Source organism: Rhizobium halophilum (genome assembly GCF_021648825.1).
Classification (GTDB): Bacteria; Pseudomonadota; Alphaproteobacteria; order Rhizobiales; family Rhizobiaceae; genus Neorhizobium; species Neorhizobium halophilum.
The window spans coordinates 229,647-249,237 of record NZ_JAKJHS010000006.1; the positions used below are offsets into that span (position 1 = coordinate 229,647).

Below are 19,591 nucleotides of genomic sequence, written 5' to 3' on the forward strand. Positions count from 1 at the left end.
GCGATTGTGGAATGGCTGGAGCCGCTATCCCAGACCTTGCTCGCGCGGGCACTGATCCTATCGCCGACGCTCTATCTGCTGATGAATGCCGCGCATATCATGGCCATCGGCGTCCTGTTCGGCACGATCCTGTCTCTCGACCTGCGCGTGCTCGGCATGTTTCCCGAAGTTCCGCTCCAGTCGCTTGCTCCGTTCCTGTCGCGCATGGCCGCCATCGGCGCCATAGTGGCTATCTTTACTGGCGCGTGTCTTTTCTCAGTTCGGCCTCATGAATATGCACAGAACCCTGCGTTCCTGACGAAACTCGCTCTCGTAACGCTTGGTGTGGCCCACGCGCTGGCCGTACATCGAGGGACAGGCTGGCGAACCATTCGAGCGGGGGGAGGGGCCTCAACGAAGCTTCGGCTTTCGGCGTTATTGTCCATTATGATTTGGACAAGCGCCGTTATTGCCGGTCGCTGGATCGGGTTTCTCTAGGCTCTGCACAAAATCTCTCAAACCTCTTCGACTTGCGGGACGCGAACAGCTTTTGTTCAGGGCTGGGCTGGGGAGTTCCACTCACGCGTTTCGGAGCAGGCATCGAGAGCTGCAGGGGCATTTGCTGTCGTCCGCGTCCCTTCACCGGCCCTTAAATTCAAGGGATCTAGCGATCGCTGACTTCCGCCCGCGGATTGACCCAAGGCTGCTGGTTGGAGCGCGGCAGCGGCTGACGGCCGAGAATGTGGTCGGCGGCCTTTTCACCGGTCATGATCGAAGGCCCGTTCAGGTTGCCATAGGTGATGTGCGGGAAGATCGAGCTATCTGCCACGCGCAGCCCGTCGACCCCGATCACCCGGCATTCCGGGTCGACCACTGCCATGGGATCGTCCCTGTCGCCCATCCGGCAGGTACCGCAGGGGTGATAGGCGCTTTCCAGGTGCTCGCGCAGGAAGACATCAATCTGCTCGTCCGACTGAACACCTTCGCCCGGCTGGATCTCCGGCCCGCGATAGGGATCGAAGGCCTTCTGGCTGAAGATCTCGCGGGTCAGCCGCACGCAGTGGCGGAATTTCTCCCAGTCTTCCGGATGGCTCATGTAATTGAACCGAATGACCGGATCCGCCTTCGGGTCCGGCGAACGCAGCGTCACGCTGCCGCGCGATTTCGAAAGGTTGTAACCCACATGGACCTGGAAGCCGTGGCTTCGGGCGGCCGCCTTGCCGTCGTAGGAGATGGCGACCGGCAGGAAGTGATACTGTATGTCCGGCTGCTTCAAGCCGGCGGCCGAGCGGATGAAGGCGCAGGCTTCGAACTGGTTGGAGGCACCAAGCCCGCCCTTTGTCAGCAGCCACTGGGCGCCGGCCACGCCCTGCCAGAACCATGGCAGCCAGGAGTAGAGCGAGACGGGCTTCTTGGAGACCTGCTGGAAGTAGAACTCCATATGGTCCTGCAGGTTTGCGCCGACGCCAGGACGGTCGACTTTCACCTCGATTCCCATCTCCTGCAGATGCGCCGCAGGCCCGATGCCGGAATGCATCAGGAGCTTCGGCGAGTTGAAGGAGGAGGCGGCAACGATCACCTCGCGGTTTGCCCGGATCACCTCAGTCCGTCCGCCGCGCTCGATCTCGACGCCTACGGCCCGGCCGTTCTCGATCACGATCTTCTGGGCCAATCCGTAGACCAGCTCCACATTCGACCGCTTCAGCGCCGGCCGCAGATAGGCGTTCGCGGCAGACCAGCGACGACCCATGTGGATCGTCTGCTCCATCAGGCCAAAGCCTTCCTGCTTCGAGCCGTTATAGTCGTCCGTCAGCTCGAAGCCCGCTTCCTTGCCGGCCTCGATGAAGGCGTGGAACAGCGGGTTGACGAGGGGTCCGCGGCGAACATGCAGCGGACCCTCCTTGCCGCGCCAGCCGTCCTCGCCGCCGTGGGAATTCTCCATCCGCTTGAAGTAGGGAAGCACGTCCGCATAGGCCCAGCCGCGCGCACCGAGCTCCTCCCAGCGGTTGTAGTCTTCCGAATGGCCGCGCACGTAGACGAGCCCGTTGATCGAGGACGAGCCGCCTAGCACCTTGCCACGCGGGGCCGTGATGCGGCGGTTGTTGAGGTTTGGCTCGGGCTCCGAAAGATAGCCCCAGTTGTAGCGCTTCATGCTCATCGGCCAGGCAAGTGCTGCCGGCATCTGGATAAAGGGGCCGATGTCGGAGCCGCCCGCCTCTATGACGATCACTGAATGCTTGCCGTCTTCCGATAGCCGGTAGGCCATGGCAGAGCCCGCCGAACCCGAACCAATGATGACGAAATCTGCGCTGGTCATCCCGATCTCCTCAGTAAGGCGATTCGACCGGGCCCATGGCCACGTAGACGGTCTTCAGTTCGGTATAGTGCTCCAGCGCGGATGCCGAGTTTTCGCGGCCGAAGCCCGATTGCTTGGAGCCGCCGAAGGGGATCTCGACCGGGCAAAGGTTGTAGGTGTTGATCCAGAGCGTCCCCGCCTGCAACTGGTCCACCACGCGGTGGGCGCGGGTCAGGTCAGCGGTAAAGACGCCGCCCGACAGGCCGAACTCCGTGGCATTGGCGCGCGCGACCACCTCCGCCTCGTCGTCGAAGTCGAGCACGCACATGACCGGCCCGAAGATCTCCTCGCGCGCGATCGTCATGTCGTCGGTGACGTCGGCAAACACCGTCGGCTGCACGTAGAAACCCTCACCGGAAACATCGTTGGGGATGCCGCCGCCGGTAATGAGCCTCGCACCCTCGGACTTGCCCTTCTCGATATAGTCCAGAACCTTCTCGTGCTGTGCGCGTGACACGAGCGGACCCATCTGCGTTTCCTCGCGAAGCGGGTCGCCGATGACGATCTTTTCCGTCCGCGCCTTCAGGCGGTCGAGGAAGGCCTCCTTGATCCGCTTCTGCACGAAGACGCGCGTGCCGTTGGAGCAGACCTGCCCGGTGGAATAGAAATTGCCGAGCATGGCTCCGCCGATGGCGCTGTCGATGTCGGCATCGTCGAAGACGATCAGCGGCGACTTGCCGCCGAGCTCCATCGTGACGTGCTTCATCTGGCCCGCCGCGGCGCCCGCCACCTTGCGGCCGGTGGGAACGGAACCGGTAAGCGAGATCTTCGCAACATCCGGATGGTTGACGAGCAGCGGTCCGGTCTCGCGGTCGCCCTGGATGACGTTGAACACACCCTTCGGCAGGCCCGCCTCGATCAGGATTTCGGCGATCTTCAGCGCTCCGAGCGGCGTGTTTTCCGACGGCTTGAACACCATGGCGTTTCCGGCGGCGAGCGCCGGTGCAGCCTTCCAGCAGCAGATCTGCTGCGGATAATTCCAGGCCCCAATGCCGACACAGACGCCGAGCGGCACGCGCTTGGTATAGGCCCAGTCGCCGCCGAGAGGAATGTGCGACCCGTTCAGCGCCGAAGCCGCAATGCCGCCGAAGAACTCCAGGCTATCGGCCCCGGAGGTGGGATCGGCGATGATCGTCTCCTGGATCGGCTTTCCGGTGTCGAGCGTTTCCAGTTCGGAGAGCTCTCGATTGCGCTCGCGCATGATCTCGGCTGCCCGCTTTAGCACGCGGCCACGGGCGGTGGGGCTCATCGCCGCCCATTCCCGCTGAGCCCGTTTGGCGGAGGCCACCGCCCGCTCCACGATCGCGGGCGTCGCTGCGTATAGCTCGGCAATGACCTCTCCGGTCGCGGGATAGATGCTCTCGATCACGGCGCCGGCTGTATCCTCGACGTATTCGCCATCGATGAAGTGGCTGGCTTTCGGTTGGGCGCGCATGATCATTCTCCTCGGCGATGGCTTGAATTCGGTGCAAGAGTGCCCGGAGCATCCTGGCGCAGGAACGGGCGAAGCTGCAGGTCGAGATAGTCTTCGGTCAGGGTCATGGAGGCGGTACTGCCGATCGGGGCCGAGCGCAGGCTCTGGCGGATGTAGAGCCCGTCAATCATCGCCGCGACGCCCTCCGCGATGCGGGCAGCGTCGTCCGGCGGGCAGAGGCGCTCCAGGCTGTCGAGCAGGTTGGAGCGCAACCGCCGGGCATAGATGACGAGGAGACGCCGCACCTCTTCCGAGCGCTGCGCTTCGACATAGAAGGCGAGCCAGGCAGCCACCGTCTCGGGCGCGAACTGGTCCGCCTGGAAGGAGACCCGGATGATGGCCGAAAGCCGCTCCCGCGGCGTCTCGACATTCTCCAGGGCCGATACGGCATCGGTCCGTAGTCGCGCCAGCAGGCTGCGGATCGTCGCGACGAGCAACTGCTGCTTGCTGCCGAAATAATGATGCGCAAGCGCCGGCGAAACACCAGCCTCGCGGGCAATCTCCGACATCGTCACGTCCAGCGATCCCTGCTGGCCGATCGTGCGCAGCGTCGCCTCGACGAGCGCCTTACGGCGCAGCGGCTCCATTCCGATACGAGGCATCACTGAAACTCCGGTTTCGGCAAGCCTACAGTTGATTGACTGATCAATCAATAAAATGCGGGCGGGAGCGGCGTGTTGACTTGGCGCGATGTTCAGCTGGCCGGTGAACAGTCTCCGGGTTCACGGCCTCTTCCTCGCAGTGGACCTCACGTTGCAAGGCTGGGCGATGATCGCCGTCGCGATGGCGGCGCGCAGCTGACGCGCCAGCCAGCCAACGGTCGTCAAAACTTCATATAATCTTCATCTTCGGGAAAGGGATTGTTGAGGATTCCCGGCAAGGCTCCGCGCGTGTTCTGGGCCCTTGCGCGTATGGAGTAAGTCATGAGTTCGGCCTCCCTGATCGAGCCTGCCGTTTTCAGGCGTTACGCTGGAGACCAGCTCCTCACCCTCTCAAAGCTGGTTCTGGAAAGCGCCTTTCAGCCGATCGTCGAAGTCGCAACAGGCACGGTGTTCGGCTACGAAACGCTGATGCGCGGCTTCGATCGCATCGGCTTCTCCTCGCCCCTGGAGCTTCTCGATCAGGCGGCGGAGGCGGGGCAACTTCTTGCGCTCGAGCAGATGATGGCCGGCCGTTCGCTCGCCAAGTTCTCCACACTCCCTGACTTCGCTTCGGCCACGCTTTTCCTCAATCTGGACGTCCGGCTGATCAAGGACGGCGACTACATCATCGAGCGGCTCGTCCAGCATCTGCGCAAGACGGGCATTCCTCCGTCATCCGTCTGCTTCGAGCTTTCGGAGCGCTTCGACAACACCAGCGTGCCGGAATTTGCCGCTCTGGTCGGCAAGCTGCGCAAGGCGGGCTTCAAGCTAGCGATCGATGATTTCGGCGTCGGCCACGGCGAGATGAAGCTCCTTTGCGACTATCAGGTCGACTATCTCAAGATCGACCGGCACTTTATCGCGGAGATCGACCAGAGCCCGCGCAAGCGCCACCTGGTGAAGAACATCGTTCACATCGCCCATGTGCTTGGCATCCGTGTCATTGCCGAGGGGATCGAGACAGAGGCGGAGCTTCTGGCTTGCCGCGAATACGGCGTCGATCTCGTGCAGGGCTACCTGATTGCCCGGCCAACCACCTTCCTCAACGAGTTGCAGCCGGCCTTCCCGCATCTGGCCGAAATCGGCCGGGTCCGCCGCTCCAGCCAGTCGCTGGACGAGATCCTCATCCGCAAGCAGATCGAGAACCTGCCGACGGTCTACGAGCACCAGAGCATCGACACCGTCTTCGAGCTCTTCCGCCGCAACCCGCGCCAGGCTTTCTTTCCCGTGCTCAACGCCAATGGCGAGCCGCGCGGCGTCATCAACGAATACCACCTGAAGGAATACATCTATCAGCCCTTCGGCCGAGACCTCCTGAAGAACAAGGTCTATGAGCGGACGATCTCGCATTTCGTCGACATGGCGCCAATCATCGGGCTGGATGCCGGTGCGGAGGAACTGATGAGCCTGTTTGCCAGCATGGACAACAGCGCCTGCGTCATCCTGACGGAGAACATGCGATACGCGGGCGTCGTCTCCGCCGCATCCCTCGTCAAGGTGATCAGCGAGAAGCAGCTGAAGATCGCCCAGGACCAGAACCCGTTGACGGGGCTGCCGGGCAACCGGGCGATCAGCGACTTCATCCAGGAAGCCGGCCGCAACGAGGACGACACCCGCTTCTTCTGCTATTGCGACTTCGACCACTTCAAGCCGTTCAACGATCATTACGGGTTCCACGTCGGCGACCATGCAATTTCACTCTTCGCTGCACTCCTTCGCCGGTATTTCTTCTCTGACGATCTTTTCCTCGGCCACGTCGGCGGCGACGACTTCTTCATCGGCGTGCATGACTGGACCTGCGAGGAGCTGACTGAGATCCTCGAGCGCTTGCTGAGCGATTTCCATGACGACGTGATCGCGCTCTATTCGCCCGAGGAGCGGGAAGCGGGCCGCATCAAGGGGCGCGACCGCCACGGCCTTGAGCGCGATTTTCCCCTGCTGCGCTGCTCGATCGGCGTGATGGAGCTTCCCAAGGGTCTGCTGCTCGACGATGCCAACCGTATCGCAAGCAGCATTGCCGCGGTGAAGGCGCAGGCCAAGGAGGCGGCATCCGGTCTCGTCTTCGCCACCTTCGGCGGGACAAATTGACACCGCGGCGGTGCCTCATCTTTTCAGCGGCGAGGCCTCGTCCTAAGTCTCCTTCTCCGTCACCACGAGGAGACCGTCATGCCACTTCCCCAACAGATGCGCCACGTTGACCTGAAAAGCTTCGGCGGACCGGAGGTCATGCAATTGGCGACAGGCCCGGTACCGCAGCCGCGCCCCGGGGAGATCATCGTCGAGGTGGAGGCGGCGGGCGTCAACCGTCCGGACGTGGCGCAGCGCAGCGGCAGTTACCCGCCGCCGAAGGATGCGAGTCCCATTCTGGGGCTCGAGGTCGCCGGCACGGTCGTGGCTTTGGGCGAGGGTGTGAGCGGTTTCACCATTGGCGACAAGGTCTGCGGCCTGGCGAACGGCGGCGGCTATGCCGAGTACTGCGCCCTGCCGGAGGGACAGACGCTGCCGTTCCCTGAAGGTTACGATGCCGTGAAGGCTGCGGCTCTGCCGGAAACCTTCTTCACCGTCTGGGCGAACCTTTTCCAGATGGCGGGCCTGACGGAAGGCGAGAGCGTGCTGATCCATGGCGGATCGAGCGGTATCGGCACGACAGCGATCCAGCTCGCCAGGGCCTTCGGCGCCGACGTCTACACCACGGCCGGTTCGGCAGAAAAATGCGACGCCTGCCAGAAGCTCGGCGCCAAGCGCGCGATCAACTATCGCGAGGAGGATTTCGTCGAGGTGGTGAAGGCAGAAACGCAGGGCAAAGGCGTCGATGTCATCCTCGACATGATCGGCGCCAGCTATTTTGACCGAAACCTGAGCGCGCTCGCCAAGGACGGCTGCCTTTCGATCATCGCCTTCCTCGGCGGTGCCGTGGCGGAAAAGGTCAACCTGTCGCCGATCATGGTCAAGCGGCTGACGGTGACGGGTTCGACCATGCGCCCCCGCACGGCGGAGGAGAAGCGGGCGATCCGCGACGAACTGCGCGACCAGGTCTGGCCGCTTCTGGCAAACGGCGCCGTGGCTCCGGTCATCCACTCGGTCCTACCGTTCGATCAGGTGGTGGAGGCGCACCGGTTGATGGAGACGAGCAGCCATATCGGGAAGATCGTGCTCGACCTGAGGTAAGGGAATCGAGGGCTGGCTGGCGAATGCTAAGCGATCCGGATGACACTGCAATTCACATACGTCCGGAAGTTGTCACAGAACGTGCCTTGCATACCTCGTACGGAACACCTACCTTTTGATCATCGTCAACGTAATGAAAGGAAGGTGATCCAATGTCGAGTGAGATTTCGGTCTGCGTTTCGGACTTTGGAAAGGTGATGGTCATGACGGGGCAGCCCTCGGCCTGAACACATCTTCCTTCGGACGCTTGAAGCGTTCGGGTTCGTTGAACGGACCAAATTCACGAGAAGGGTCGCCGAGTGCGGCCCTTTTTCGTTTCCGCCTTTGATCGTATGGCTCGCCCGCGCCCTATGCATCTCACGCATGGGTGGCCTGTTTATTGGGCGCTTTTAACCGGAAACGCCTCTGCCTATCTAAGGGACATCGAAGCGAACGAAGGCGCCAGTGAGTGGCCGCCAAAGCTTCGAAAACCCACGGAAAGGGGGATTATCATGAACGTAGCACGCACTTTCACCAACTGGCGCAAGTACCGTCAGACTGTCAACGAGCTGGGCCGCATGACCCCGCGCGAACTGAGCGATCTTGGCATTGCACGCGGCGATATCCATCGCGTCGCCCGCCAGGCCGCCGGCTTCTAAGCTGGTCGAAACCTAGTCCATGTGAGCGCCCGCCAAAAGCGGGCGTTTTGCATTTCCGGGAGCGCCTCTCCTAGAGGCCGATCCGCCCAAGCGCCGGCACCTTGATCCCAGGCTCGGCGAGATCCAGCCCTGCCACCAGTCCGAGGAAATGAACCTCGATCCCGCTGCGAACACCGGCGGAAAAGCCCAACAGTCCCCGCACCGTCACATGCAGGTCCTGACCGTCAGCATCCAGATGAACGAACTCCCCAGCGGGCAGATAATCCCGACCCACCGCATGGGGCGGCAGAACGGCGCCCAGCTCTGGAACCGTCCGCAGAACATGCGCCACAAAGGTGTTGGAGTTCGGGCCGGGGAAGATCTTGTAGCCGCCCGGCTGCGCATAAGGATAGGCCGCAATCGCCCCTTCCACCTTCGGAATGAGCATCTCGGCGGCCGTGCCCGTGACAGCGGTCACCAGCTGCGGCGGATTGGAGTACCAATATGCATCCGCCGGTCGGTGATTGCGGCGGATGGGCGAGCCCCAGCCGACCTTGTCGTAACGCGTGTAGCTTTCGGCGCCTTTTTCCTTGGTGACGATCCAGGCATGGCTTGAAACGGCACCCTTCATGCCGCCGGTAGTGGCGGAGAAGACGTAGATGGCGGCCTCTTCGCTCTCGCTCGCCGGTGGCAGGATATGCGCCGACGACCAGCGCGCCTCGCTCCAGCGCCCCGGCCGATCCTGGATTGCCCACCATCCGGCCGAGGCGAAGGTCGGCAGAAGATAGACCACGAAGATCACCAGAAGCAGCCGCTTCAACGATTTCATTCAAATAGACCCTGTGCAAGTCACGTACCGGTCGGCTATGAGCGATTGAAGTCAGCAAATCCAGGGCAGGCCAATGCAAAACCCCGTTACCGTCGAAGTCACCCGTGGCAACATCGTCGAAAGCCGCCATCGCGGCATGGGGATCGTCGTTGACGGCGACGGCAAGTCTCTTTTCTCCTTCGGCGAGCCGAATGCCGGTGTCTTCCCCCGCTCGGCCTGCAAGGCCATGCAGGCGCTGCCGCTGGTGGAAAGCGGCGCAGCGGACGCCTACGGCTTTGGCGAAAAGGAACTGGCCATCGCCTGCGCCTCGCATTCAGGGGAAGACGAGCATGTGGCACTTGCCGCCTCCATGCTGGAGCGGGCCGGCCGCGATGCCTCCGCACTAGAATGCGGCTCCCACTGGTCGAGCGACCAGAAGACGCTGATCCATCAGGCGCGCACGCTGGAAAAGCCGAACGCCCTGCACAACAACTGCTCCGGCAAGCATTCCGGCTTCGTCTGCACCTGCGCGCATGTGGGCTACGAAGTCGAAGGTTATGTCGATTACGACCATCCGCTGCAGGCCGATATCCGCGGCACGATGGAAAGCCTGACCGGCGCAACGCTCGGCCATGACAATTGCGGCATCGATGGCTGCTCGATCCCGAGCTATGCGATCCCCCTTCGCGGCCTTGCCCACGGTTTTGCCAAGATGGTGACGGGGCAGGGGCTGGAGCCGCTGCGGGCCAAGGCATCGCGGCGGCTGATGGAGGCCTGCATGGCAGAACCCTTCTATGTCGCCGGTACCAACCGCGCCTGCACCAAGCTGATGCAGGTCGCGCCCGGCAAGATCTTCGCCAAGACGGGTGCCGAAGGCGTCTTCGTTGCTGCTCTGCCGGAGCATGGCGTCGCGATGGCAGTGAAATGCGAAGACGGCACGACGCGCGCAGCCGAATCCATGATCTTCGCCCTCATCGCCCGCTACATCGAGAAGGATGCCGAGACCCACGCCCAGCTGATGGCGATGGCAAACCATTCGCTGAAGAACTGGAAGGGCATCGAGGTGGGCAGGGTTCGCGTGACGGACGCGCTCTTCGGCTGATCCGGCTGCCGGCCACTTGAACCTGCCGCCGCGGGCGACAGATGACCTCCGTCACCCGGATGGAGGTCGCTGATGTTCACGCTGTTCTTTTCACCAAACGCCTGCTCGCTGGCGAGCCACATTGCGCTCGCCGAATGCGGGCTGCCTTATCAGTTGCGGCGGGTGAACTTCGCCAAGGATGAGCAGCGCTCGCCGGATTACCTGAAGCACAACCCGAACGGCCGCGTCCCCGCACTGGTGACGGACAAGGGCACCCTGATCGAAAGCCCCGCAATCCTCGCCTTCATTGCCCAGGCCGCGCCGGAGGCGAAGCTTGCGCCGCTCGACGATCCCTTCCAATTCGCGCGCATGCAGGGCTTTAACAGTTTCATCGCCTCCACGGTCCACGTCGCTTACGCCCACAAGCGCCGCGGCTATCGCTGGGCGGAGAAGCCGGAGTCGCTGGAGGACATGGCGGCGAAGATGCCCCGCAACATGGAAGAGTCTTTCGCCGTCATCGAGAACGACCTCTTCAAAGGCCCTTACGTGCTTGGCGAAAACTATTCGGTTGCGGATTGCTACCTCTTCACCATGGCAGATTGGCTTGGTGGCGCCGGTGTCGACATCAATGCCTTCCCCAAAGTGGCGGAGCATTACCGCCGTCTGCGCCAGCGCCCGGCAGTGCAGCGTGCGCTGGAAACGGAGAAGGAGGCGGCGGCAGCCTGATCCTCAGGCGCAGCGTTTGAGCGGTGGCGCATCCTCGGCATCGATGCGCTTCTGCGCCGCGCGGGACATCGGCAGGTCCGCAAGCTGCCGCGCCGACATCTGCGCGATGTCTGGGTGACGGAAGGGATTCTCATTATCAAACGGCAGCTGTTCAGGGGAAGCGAGCCAATGAAAGAGCTTCAAGATTATCTGTAGCGGCGACATGGCTTTTACCTCGCAAGTAGGTTGACTTGCAGGCACATCATCGCGCCGATCAACGAGGCAATCCATTGAGTTCTTCAGGCGCCGACTATAGAAAAGCTGCATGAAAAACCTGAACACGCTCCATCTGAATGGCCTGCGGGCGCTGGAAGCCGTTGGGCGGCTCGGCTCGCTGCAGGCGGCGGCCGATGAACTTGGCGTGACACTCGGAGCGGTCAGCCAGCAGGTGATCAAGGCCGAGGCACAACTCGGCCGCACCGTCTTCCACAGAACGCCGAAGGGGCTGGTTCCGGTGCAAACTGCCAGGCCGATGCTGGCGCGGCTGACGGAAGCCTTTCACGGTCTCTCACAGGCGGTGATGCTTGGCCGGCAGACGGACGAAACGGTGCTGACGATCTCTGTGGCGCCCGTCTTTGCTGCCCGATTTTTGGTGCACCGACTGGACCGGTTCTCGCAGAAGCACCCGGAGATTCGCCTGCGAATAGAGGCGACCACAGCGCTCGCCGACCTCGGTACCGGGGACATCGACCTCGCCATCCGCGTCGGCGGCGGGCAGTGGCCGGGTGTCGATGCCGAGTTGCTGATGGAGCAGCGCGTCTTCCCTGTCGTCGCGCCTTCGCTTGCAGAAAGGCTGCGGGAGCCTGCAGACATCCTGAAGCTGCCGGCGATTATCGACGGTCCCTCGCTCTTCTCCTGGGGGATTTGGCTGGAAAAGGCTGGGCTCACAGGTGCCAGCATGAAAACCCGCCACGTCTTCAACGACGCCTCGCTCTGCCTCGATGCCACCATTGCGGGACAGGGCGTCATGCTCGCCTGGCAGACGCTGGCAGCATTGGCTCTGGAGCAGGAGCGCTTGGTGAAGCCGTTTGACATCGAGGCTTCCACCGGTATGGCGCATTATCTCGTCACCCCGGCCGGAAGCAGATCGCCCGCAAAGGTGCGGGCGTTCCGTGACTGGCTGCGCGAGGAGATGCGGTCGGTGGACCGCCTTATGCCGGCTCCTGCAGGCGCTTCTCCCACATCGCCTTGAAGCCGGCGCGGGACTGGCAGCTTTCCAGCCACGCCTTCAGCGCCGGGCGCGTTGCAAACAGCGGTGCGTAGCCTTGAGCGTAGCGCACGATCTCCGCCACGATGATGTCCGCTGCGGTGAAGCGGCCAGCGACGATGGTGGCGGCCGCCTTCAGGTGCGCTTCCAGCACGTCGAACGGCCGCTCCAGGCTGGCCGCCAGTGCCTGCGCCTTGGTCGTGCCTTCGGGCGTACTCGCCTGGTCGCTGCCGAGGAGCTTCTGCATGTCGAGAGCCGGGGTCTCGATGCCCGTTGCGGCAAACAGCGCCCACTGTACCATCAGCGCATCTTCCTGCAGATCCTTCGGGCCGAGTTCACCGCCATACTTCTTCGCCAGGTAGAGCGTGATGGCAAGCGACTCGTGTAGCACAAAACCGTCGTCATCCATCGACGGGATCAGCGCCATCGGGTTGACCGCAAGGAACTGCGGGGAGCGGGTGTTGAGCGACGCATCCGGCGCCTCGGCGTTCGGCAAGCGATAGGCCTGGATCACCGGCTGGTGGGCAAAATCGAGGCCGATCTCCTCGAGAAGCCAGAGCGGCCGCGTGGCCCGCGAGCGATAGACACCATAGATCGTCAGCATCGTGTTCTCCTGTCGAGTGTTTTCCGCACGCTAGGGGTGAGGACGTAAAAGCGGAAGATCATTCCGCGTTCGGTCACGATGAATTCTTTCGATGGATCAGCCTATCCGGTTGGCGTCGATCGTCAGGTGCCCGAAGGTCTCCCCGCCCGCGGCCAGTTCGCCGGTTGCCGCATCGTGCCAGCGGAAGCCGAGGATGGCGCCGTCCTCGCAGCTCTCGAAGATGTTGTCGCTGATGAGCGCGCTCCCCGCCTCCTCGACCACGGAAACGGCGCAGCCAATCCGGGCTGAGCGGATGATGTTTCCGGTTGCTGCCACATTGCGCAGGTAGGGGCCCCAGCCGAGCAGCATGCCGAAGCGCGGTACGTTCTCGAGCAGGTTGCCAGACACCACCGTATCCGCCTCGACCCCGATGCCGATCCCGAAGCCGACGCTGTCATGCTCATAAGGGCCTGTCAGCGAGATATTGCGGACGATGTTGTTGGCAACGATCGCCAGCCGACCGCCTTCGTTGAAGTTGGCGATATTGATGCCGTTGGCGGCTCCGTCGATGAGGTTGCCGGTGACCATGGCGCCTTCGAAGCCAAACTCGGAATAGATTGCCGTCTCGCCGGACCGAAGACACTGGTTGTCGGAGATCTGGATGTTGGAGGAGGCATTGGCGCGAATGGCGGTAAAGGCGCTGTCAGAGATGTGGTTGCCGGAAACGATCACCCCGCCGGCGCGGTAGAGGTTGATCGCATTGCCGAACTGTCCTGTGCCGCCATAGGTCGCGCCCGTGCGCGTGATGCGGTTGCCGGAAACGATCGAACCGTCCTCGCCGACTTCGCTTCTGTGAATCAGGATGCCGCCATTGCCGCAGTTGGCGATTCTGTTTTCCCGCACCGAAAGGCCGCGGCTGTCGATGGCATAGAGGCCGTACTCGCCGATGCCGTCAATCCGGCTGTCCCGGATGCTTCCGGCGCAGCGCTCCAGTTGAAGGCCCGTCTTGCCGCAGCCCTTCAGGGCGCAATTGTCGATGGAGATTTCATCGACATCGCGCAGATGCAGCATCGCCGGCGCATGCTCCGGCAGGGGGAGGTCGGCACCGTTAAAGGTGATGTTGGCAAGCTCGATTCGCCCGGCACCTTCGGCGCCAAGGAAGCTGCCGCCGCCGGCGAAGGCGATTTCTGTTGCCCCGGCAGTTCCCATGAGCCGGGTCTTGTGGGGCAGAGAAAGGTTGCTGACCTCGTAGCGTCCGGGTGGCAGAAAGACCCACTGATCCCCGCGAATCGCCTCATGAATCAGGTCAAGGAGTTGCTCCGTCTGGTTCTCGCTCCGTTTGGGCGACAACCCGGCTTCTCCGGCATCGATGGTGCCGCGCAGATCCGTGACTGAGAGCGCCGGGCCGCACCAGGCGCGTCTCGGCAAAACGGCCATGCCTGCCGCCATCGCAAGCAACGCCATCGCGTCACGCCTTGTCACCGCTTTGCCTTTCCCCCGCACGGCGTCCTCCCAACATTCCGCGACTTCTGGCAACTTCGCGAAAGCTCTGCAATTGCGCCATTATATTAAAGAAGATTAAGGATTTGCTCTTCACTATCCCTCGAACAGGGGCGAGTTCAATCAGAACGGAATTGGGGAGGCATTGGGTGAGGAGTCCCGTGTCCAACGACGTGCATCTGAAGTCTGACGCTGCCGCTCTGGAGAACCTGCGCGATCGTCTGCTGCGAACATCCACAGAAGGCGACATTCAGGACGCTCTGCTCGTGATAAACGAGTTGGATGCCCATGCACTGATCGATCAATTTCCCGAACAGATTTACGTCAAGGATCGACGGAGCTGCTTCGTCCTTATCAATACGGCTACCGCGCAGGCTCATGGAATATCCGATTCTGCGGCGCTGCTCGGCAAGACCGATTTTGACGTTTTCGAGCCAGGGGTGGCAGAGGAGCTCTTCGTTGCGGAGCAGGCGGTCATGTCATCGGGAGAGCCGCTTAACGATCACGAGCATCAACTGATGTATCGCGGCTCGCTTCGCTGGTTGCAATCCACGAAGACACCATTGCGAGACCGTCATGGACGCATCATCGGGCTGATCGGCATCTCCCGCGATATCACTCAACGCAAGCGGCAGGATGACCTTCGTCGCGGACACGCGCGACTGCTGGACATAGTCGCCCGCGGTCAACCGCTGGAAAGGGTCCTCCACGCTCTGGTCGAGCTGGCGGAAGATGAGCTGGAAGGAATGACCGCGTCCGTGCTCTTGATGGATGAGGTGACGGAGCGCCTGCATCACGGCGCCGCACCCGGGCTGCCAGACGATTACATTCGCCTGATCGATGGCTTGCAGGTCGGCCCCCGCGCCGGATCCTGCGGGACTGCCGCCTGGCGCCGCGAGCCGGTGATCGTCAGCGATGTCCTTGAGGATCCTCTTTGGGAGAGTTTCCGGGAGCTGCCTTTGCGCTTCGGCTTTCGCTCCTGTTGGTCATCGCCCATCCTGTCCACGGAGGACAGGGTTCTTGGAACCTTCGCCTTGTACTCCACCACGGTGCGGGAGCCGACGCCGCTGGAGCGGGAGCTGACCGCGATGGCGACCGATATCGCGGGAATAGCCATCGAGCGCGCCCGCACCGAGGCGCGCATTCACCACATGGCCCATCACGATCCGCTTACGGGTCTGCCGAACCGCACCCTCTTCTGGGCCCAGTTCAACCGCGCGATCGTAGAAGCGCGGCGGGAGGGACGGCGGATCACCGCGACCTACATCGACCTCGACAACTTTAAGCAGATCAACGACTCCCTCGGTCATGCTGCTGGCGACGAGGTGTTGAAGACGCTTGCAAAACGTCTTTGCCATTGCATCCGCGCGAGCGACCTTCTCGTGCGCCTGGGCGGCGACGAATTTGCCGTTGTTTTCAGCAATCCGGCGCACGAACAGAGTCGAGGAATGGTGACCCGCCTCCAGGAACTGCGTGCTGCGATTTCCCGCCCCGTCGTCATCGAAGGGGAAAGCGTGGAGGTAACCTGCAGTATGGGCGTCGCCTTCTTCCCTGATGACGGTGAAACGCCGGAGACTCTGCTGCACCGTGCCGACAAGGCTTTATACACGGCAAAGAACGGCGGGCGGGACCGTCTGCAGGTGTGGCGGGAGCGTGTCTGAGGCACCATGCCGGCGCGATTGGCAGGCCGCGCCCCGCATTCCTGGTGACGATCGGCGACTGTTCTTTCTTCCGATACTGCGCGCCCTATCTCTTGGCACATGAAACCAGAGGCGCTGCTTCATCCCACCCCGGCCGGGCTCTTCTGCCCCATCGGCCGCTTTCATGTCGATCCGGTGTGGCCCGTCGAGCGGGCGCTGATCACCCATGGCCATTCCGACCACGCCCGCGCCGGTCATGGCAAGGTGCTGGCCACGCGCCAGACGCTCGACATCATGCGGATCCGCTATGGCGAGGACTTCTGCGGATCAGAACAGGCGGTGGAGTTCGGTGAGCGCGTCGAGGTGGACGGCGTCACCGTCTGTTTCCATCCCGCCGGTCATGTCCTCGGCTCCGCGCAGATCCTCATCCAGAAGGATGGCCTGAGGATCAACGTCTCCGGCGACTACAAGCGTGGCACCGACCCGACCTGCGCCTCCTTCGAGCCGGTCGCCTGCGACGTCTTCATCACCGAGGCGACCTTTGGCCTGCCAGTCTTCCACCATCCGGACCCGAAGGGCGAGATCGGCAAGCTGCTCACCTCGCTAAAACAGTTTCCAGAGCGCAGCCACATGATCGGCGCCTATGCGCTCGGCAAGGCGCAACGCGTCATCCGCCTTATCCGAGATTGCGGCTACCACGAGCCGATCTACATCCACGGCGCCTTGGCCAAACTCTGCGACTATTATGTTTCGCAAGGGATCGAACTCGGCGACATCCGCCCGGCAACGCTCGAAAAGAAGGATCCTGACGCCTTCAAGGGCGCCGTCGTCGTCGGCCCGCCATCGGCCTTCCAGGACCGCTGGGCGCGCCGCTTCAACGAGCCGCTGATCGCCTTTGCTTCCGGCTGGATGATGGTGCGCCAGCGCGCCAAGCAGGGCGGCGTCGAACTGCCGCTGGTGATCTCCGACCACTGCGACTGGCCCGAACTTCTGGAAACGATCAGGGAAGTCGGGCCGTCGGAGGTCTGGGTAACCCATGGCCGCGAGGAGGCGCTGGTGCGCTGGTGCGAACTGCAAGGCATCCCGGCCCGGCCGCTGCACCTCGTCGGCTACGAGGACGAGGGGGACTGATGAAAGCCTTCGCCACCCTCCTTGACCGCCTCGTCCTGACGCCGTCGCGCAACGGCAAGCTGAAGCTGCTCGCCGACTATTTTCGCGACACCCCCGATCCCGACCGCGGCTATGGCCTCGCGGCGCTCGCCGGCACGCTCGATCTTAGAAACATCAAGCCGGCGCTCCTGCGCGAACTGGTTCTGGAGAAGCTCGATCCGATCCTCTTCCAGTATTCCTACGATTATGTCGGGGATCTCGCCGAAACCATCGCGCTCGTCTGGGATGGTGGCGAGAAGGACGATACGACCGACGAGGAGCAGCCGCGGCTCGGCGAAGTCGTCACGATGATGAACTCGCTCGGTCGGACCGAAGTCCGCGCCGCCGTCCGCGACTTGCTCGACCACCTCGATCCCTCCAGCCGCTTTGCCTTCCTGAAGCTCGCCACCGGTGCGCTCCGCATCGGCGTCTCCGCCCGGCTCGCCAAGCAGGCGTTGTCGGATATGAGCGGCAAGGACGTCACCGAGATCGAGACGCTCTGGCATGGGCTCGGCCCACCCTACGAGCCGCTCTTCGCCTGGCTGGAGGGCAGGGCGGAGAAGCCGGTGCTGGCAACGCCCGCCATCTTTCACTCCGTCATGCTCGCCAATCCGGTGGAGGAGGGCGATCTCGAAAAGCTCGACCCGGAGGAGTACGCCGCCGAATGGAAGTGGGACGGCATCCGCATCCAGATGTCGAGCTATGGCGGCACGAAGAAGCTTTATTCCCGCTCCGGCGACGACATTACCGGCGCCTTTCCCGATATCGTTGACGCGATCAACTTCGAGGGCGTGGTCGATGGCGAGCTTCTGGTCGGCGGCACCATGCGCTCCAACAGCCCGACCCGCACCTTCTCCGACCTCCAGCAGCGCCTCAACCGCAAGACGGTGACGAGCCGCATGATGGACGATTACCCCGCTTTCGTGCGCGCCTACGACCTCCTGTTTCAGGGCGACCAGGACATCCGTGCCCGCACCTTCTTCGAGCGCCGCGAGCGGCTGGGCGATGTGATCGACAAGGCGCCGCACGACCGCTTCGACCTTTCGGATCTCGTCCCTTTCTCCGACTGGGACGAGCTCGACCGGCTGCGCATCGCTCCGCCAGACCCGGTGATCGAGGGCGTCATGATCAAGCGCAAGGACAGCGCCTACCAGGCTGGTCGTCTCAAGGGGCCGTGGTTCAAGTGGAAACGTGATCCCTACAACATTGATGCCGTCATGCTCTACGCCCAGCGCGGCCACGGCAAGCGCTCAAGCTATTATTCCGACTTCACATTCGGGGTATGGGCGGAAACGCCGGATGGCGAGCAGCTTGTGCCGGTCGGCAAGGCCTATTTCGGTTTCACCGATGCAGAGCTCGAAGTCCTCGATAAGTTCGTGCGCGACAACACGGTGGAACGCTTCGGGCCTGTACGGGCCGTGCGGGCCGAACCGGATTTTGGCTTCGTCTTGGAGGTCGCCTTCGAAGGGATCAACCGCTCCACCCGCCACAAGTCGGGCGTCGCCATGCGCTTTCCGCGGATCGCCCGGCTGCGCATGGACAAGCTGCCGCGCGACGCCGATCGTCTGTCGACGCTGACCGCCATGGTCGAGGCGCGGGAAGTCCAGCCGCCTTCTAGGTCGGAATAAGCAGCATCACCGCTGACGTCACGATGACCACGGCGAAGAGCGCAAGAAAAACATCTCGGTCCACGGCCTGCTCCTCCACTCGCGGGAACCGCAATGTCGCGAAACCTGCGCAAGAAGAAGAAGTTCCGGACTTCGCTTTGGGGAGTAAAGCTTTAGAAGTCCTCATCGCCCCGGAAGGGTGCGGCGGCAGGTACGTCGGCAACCATCAGAAGATTGCCGTCGGGATCCTTGAAGGTGAAGAAGGCGTGATCGCGGATGGGCGAGACATCGCCTGCGCCGATGACTAGCGCGTGCGCATGGGCGCCCGCCAGATCCTTCGTGTCGAAGTGGAATGCCGCCTTGTTCATGTGCGGTCCGTTATAGTCTTTGCTGTCCAGGACCGGGGCAGGGCCGGTGCGCATCGACAGCACATAGAGATGGCCGAAAAGGATGTCCTCCGTGAACGGCCGTTGCAGCAGGTCGCAGTACCAGCGGCTTGCCGCCTCGATATCGCTGACGGCAAGGAAGACACCGCCAATGGCGCTGTCGATGATTCTCATGATGCTTAGCTTCCCTCGTGTCCTTGCGGCCATGTCCTCGCGGCACGCGTCGCCTTCATAGCATAAGACCCACAAATGCGAAGGCGGGCTGTGATGCCCGCCTTCGCTCATCTGGTGTCGCTCGTCTGGATTTCAGAACTCTTCCCAGCTGTCGTTGCTGACCGCGACGGCGGCGGAGCCCTTGCCGGAGAAGGCGTTGGCGATTTTACCCATCATGCTGCGGGCGGGCGAGGCGACCGGAGCGGACTTCGCACCTGCCTTGGCGACCGGTGCCGGCGTGCGCTGCGATGCCGGCTGGTAGGCGAGGGAGCCACCGAGCTGGAACTGCGACACGAGCTCGCGCAGGCGGCCGGCTTCCGTGGCAAGGGTTGCGCCGGCAGCATTGGCTTCCTCCACCATCGCCGCGTTCTGCTGCGTCACCTGGTCCATCTGGTTGACGGCGGTGTTGACCTCCGA

Annotated in this window: 18 protein-coding genes and 1 pseudogene; 10 read left to right on the forward strand and 9 right to left on the reverse strand. The window is 62.8% G+C overall.

The features are described 5' to 3' along the window. The first annotated feature begins 3 nt into the window (after positions 1–3). Entirely contained in the window at positions 4–477 is a 474-nt protein-coding gene (locus LXM96_RS13760) for a DUF6644 family protein (RefSeq protein ID WP_239999160.1), read from the forward strand. Positions 478–643: 166 nt separating this feature from the next. On the opposite strand, the gene betA is transcribed toward LXM96_RS13760, so the two are convergent. From betA to betI, 3 genes are read right to left on the reverse strand one after another with little or no spacing between them, the layout of a single operon-like run. Further along, the gene (gene betA, locus LXM96_RS13765; RefSeq protein WP_239999128.1) at positions 644–2,296 is read right to left on the reverse strand and encodes a choline dehydrogenase; all 1,653 of its coding nucleotides are present in this window, start codon (positions 2,294–2,296) and stop codon (positions 644–646) included. Between the two features lie 10 nt (positions 2,297–2,306). Further along, complete coding sequence (gene betB / locus LXM96_RS13770; RefSeq protein WP_239999129.1) at positions 2,307–3,770, reverse strand: betaine-aldehyde dehydrogenase; 1,464 nt, start codon at positions 3,768–3,770, stop codon at positions 2,307–2,309. Between the two features lie 2 nt (positions 3,771–3,772). Then, entirely contained in the window at positions 3,773–4,411 is a 639-nt protein-coding gene (betI, locus tag LXM96_RS13775; RefSeq protein ID WP_239999130.1) for a transcriptional regulator BetI, read from the reverse strand. A gap of 321 nt (positions 4,412–4,732) precedes the next feature. Between betI and LXM96_RS13785 the strand changes: the two genes are divergently transcribed. The 3 genes from LXM96_RS13785 to LXM96_RS13795 all read left to right on the forward strand — a co-directional run bounded on the left by LXM96_RS13785 (position 4,733) and on the right by LXM96_RS13795 (position 8,256). Then, on the forward strand, positions 4,733–6,538 hold the full coding sequence (locus LXM96_RS13785; protein ID WP_239999131.1) for a bifunctional diguanylate cyclase/phosphodiesterase: 1,806 nt from the start codon (positions 4,733–4,735) through the stop codon (positions 6,536–6,538). A 78-nt stretch (positions 6,539–6,616) separates the two neighbouring features. Next, entirely contained in the window at positions 6,617–7,618 is a 1,002-nt protein-coding gene (locus tag LXM96_RS13790; protein WP_239999132.1) for an NAD(P)H-quinone oxidoreductase, read from the forward strand. 491 nt (positions 7,619–8,109) lie between these two features. Then, positions 8,110–8,256, forward strand: coding sequence for a DUF1127 domain-containing protein (locus LXM96_RS13795; protein ID WP_239999133.1), 147 nt, complete (start codon positions 8,110–8,112; stop codon positions 8,254–8,256). 70 nt (positions 8,257–8,326) lie between these two features. Here LXM96_RS13795 and LXM96_RS13800 read toward each other — a convergent pair whose 3' ends face one another. After that, positions 8,327–9,064 carry a DUF3750 domain-containing protein gene (locus LXM96_RS13800; protein WP_239999134.1) on the reverse strand — a complete coding sequence of 246 codons (738 nt, stop codon included), beginning with the start codon at positions 9,062–9,064 and terminating at the stop codon, positions 8,327–8,329. 73 nt (positions 9,065–9,137) lie between these two features. Between LXM96_RS13800 and LXM96_RS13805 the strand changes: the two genes are divergently transcribed. Together LXM96_RS13805 and LXM96_RS13810 are read left to right on the forward strand one after the other, a co-directional pair. After that, positions 9,138–10,145 carry an asparaginase gene (locus LXM96_RS13805; protein WP_239999135.1) on the forward strand — a complete coding sequence of 336 codons (1,008 nt, stop codon included), beginning with the start codon at positions 9,138–9,140 and terminating at the stop codon, positions 10,143–10,145. Positions 10,146–10,217: 72 nt separating this feature from the next. After that, a complete protein-coding gene (locus tag LXM96_RS13810) occupies positions 10,218–10,850 on the forward strand; it encodes a glutathione S-transferase family protein (RefSeq protein ID WP_239999136.1) in 633 nt (210 codons plus the stop codon). 3 nt (positions 10,851–10,853) lie between these two features. Here the strand turns inward: LXM96_RS13810 and LXM96_RS13815 are convergent, their stop codons facing one another. After that, entirely contained in the window at positions 10,854–11,156 is a 303-nt protein-coding gene (locus LXM96_RS13815) for a hypothetical protein (protein WP_239999137.1), read from the reverse strand. Here LXM96_RS13815 and LXM96_RS13820 point away from each other — a divergent pair. Continuing rightward, the gene (locus LXM96_RS13820; protein ID WP_239999138.1) at positions 11,155–12,081 is read left to right on the forward strand and encodes a LysR substrate-binding domain-containing protein; all 927 of its coding nucleotides are present in this window, start codon (positions 11,155–11,157) and stop codon (positions 12,079–12,081) included. The genes LXM96_RS13815 and LXM96_RS13820 overlap by 2 nt on opposite strands. On the opposite strand, the gene LXM96_RS13825 is transcribed toward LXM96_RS13820, so the two are convergent. Together LXM96_RS13825 and LXM96_RS13830 are read right to left on the reverse strand one after the other, a co-directional pair. Continuing rightward, on the reverse strand, positions 12,041–12,700 hold the full coding sequence (locus LXM96_RS13825) for a glutathione S-transferase family protein (protein WP_239999139.1): 660 nt from the start codon (positions 12,698–12,700) through the stop codon (positions 12,041–12,043). The two genes, LXM96_RS13820 and LXM96_RS13825, sit on opposite strands and share 41 nt — an antisense overlap. Positions 12,701–12,796: 96 nt before the next feature. After that, positions 12,797–14,161, reverse strand: a complete 1,365-nt coding sequence (locus LXM96_RS13830) for a TIGR03808 family TAT-translocated repetitive protein (protein WP_317208249.1) — start codon at positions 14,159–14,161, stop codon at positions 12,797–12,799. A 179-nt stretch (positions 14,162–14,340) separates the two neighbouring features. On the opposite strand from LXM96_RS13830, the gene LXM96_RS13835 reads away from it, so the two are divergent. The 3 genes from LXM96_RS13835 (at position 14,341) to LXM96_RS13845 (ending at position 18,596) form a co-directional block, all read left to right on the forward strand. Beyond that, positions 14,341–15,840 (forward strand): diguanylate cyclase domain-containing protein, encoded by a 1,500-nt coding sequence (locus LXM96_RS13835; RefSeq protein ID WP_239999141.1) that lies wholly within the window; start codon positions 14,341–14,343, stop codon positions 15,838–15,840. 99 nt (positions 15,841–15,939) lie between these two features. Continuing rightward, positions 15,940–16,950, forward strand: a complete 1,011-nt coding sequence (locus tag LXM96_RS13840) for a ligase-associated DNA damage response exonuclease (protein ID WP_239999142.1) — start codon at positions 15,940–15,942, stop codon at positions 16,948–16,950. After that, entirely contained in the window at positions 16,950–18,596 is a 1,647-nt protein-coding gene (locus LXM96_RS13845; protein WP_239999143.1) for a cisplatin damage response ATP-dependent DNA ligase, read from the forward strand. Before LXM96_RS13840 ends, LXM96_RS13845 begins: the two co-directional genes overlap by 1 nt. A 152-nt stretch (positions 18,597–18,748) precedes the next feature. Here LXM96_RS13845 and LXM96_RS13850 read toward each other — a convergent pair whose 3' ends face one another. Then, on the reverse strand, positions 18,749–19,135 hold the full coding sequence (locus LXM96_RS13850) for a VOC family protein (RefSeq protein ID WP_239999144.1): 387 nt from the start codon (positions 19,133–19,135) through the stop codon (positions 18,749–18,751). A gap of 132 nt (positions 19,136–19,267) precedes the next feature. Continuing rightward, positions 19,268–19,591, reverse strand: a pseudogene (locus tag LXM96_RS13855) (methyl-accepting chemotaxis protein); the annotation flags it as partial.

Excerpts from the sequence above, each read along its gene's own strand:
- betA (WP_239999128.1), bottom strand. The coding sequence starts at position 2,296 with ATGACCAGCGCAGATTTCGTCATCATTGGTTCGGGTTCGGCGGGCTCT.
- betB (WP_239999129.1), bottom strand. The coding sequence starts at position 3,770 with ATGCGCGCCCAACCGAAAGCCAGCCACTTCATCGATGGCGAATACGTC.
- betI (WP_239999130.1), bottom strand. The coding sequence starts at position 4,411 with ATGCCTCGTATCGGAATGGAGCCGCTGCGCCGTAAGGCGCTCGTCGAG.
- LXM96_RS13785 (WP_239999131.1), top strand. The coding sequence starts at position 4,733 with ATGAGTTCGGCCTCCCTGATCGAGCCTGCCGTTTTCAGGCGTTACGCT.
- LXM96_RS13790 (WP_239999132.1), top strand. The coding sequence starts at position 6,617 with ATGCCACTTCCCCAACAGATGCGCCACGTTGACCTGAAAAGCTTCGGC.
- LXM96_RS13795 (WP_239999133.1), top strand. The coding sequence starts at position 8,110 with ATGAACGTAGCACGCACTTTCACCAACTGGCGCAAGTACCGTCAGACT.
- LXM96_RS13800 (WP_239999134.1), bottom strand. The coding sequence starts at position 9,064 with ATGAAATCGTTGAAGCGGCTGCTTCTGGTGATCTTCGTGGTCTATCTT.
- LXM96_RS13805 (WP_239999135.1), top strand. The coding sequence starts at position 9,138 with ATGCAAAACCCCGTTACCGTCGAAGTCACCCGTGGCAACATCGTCGAA.
- LXM96_RS13810 (WP_239999136.1), top strand. The coding sequence starts at position 10,218 with ATGTTCACGCTGTTCTTTTCACCAAACGCCTGCTCGCTGGCGAGCCAC.
- LXM96_RS13820 (WP_239999138.1), top strand. The coding sequence starts at position 11,155 with ATGAAAAACCTGAACACGCTCCATCTGAATGGCCTGCGGGCGCTGGAA.
- LXM96_RS13815 (WP_239999137.1), bottom strand. The coding sequence starts at position 11,156 with ATGCAGCTTTTCTATAGTCGGCGCCTGAAGAACTCAATGGATTGCCTC.
- LXM96_RS13825 (WP_239999139.1), bottom strand. The coding sequence starts at position 12,700 with ATGCTGACGATCTATGGTGTCTATCGCTCGCGGGCCACGCGGCCGCTC.
- LXM96_RS13840 (WP_239999142.1), top strand. The coding sequence starts at position 15,940 with ATGAAACCAGAGGCGCTGCTTCATCCCACCCCGGCCGGGCTCTTCTGC.
- LXM96_RS13845 (WP_239999143.1), top strand. The coding sequence starts at position 16,950 with ATGAAAGCCTTCGCCACCCTCCTTGACCGCCTCGTCCTGACGCCGTCG.
- LXM96_RS13850 (WP_239999144.1), bottom strand. The coding sequence starts at position 19,135 with ATGAGAATCATCGACAGCGCCATTGGCGGTGTCTTCCTTGCCGTCAGC.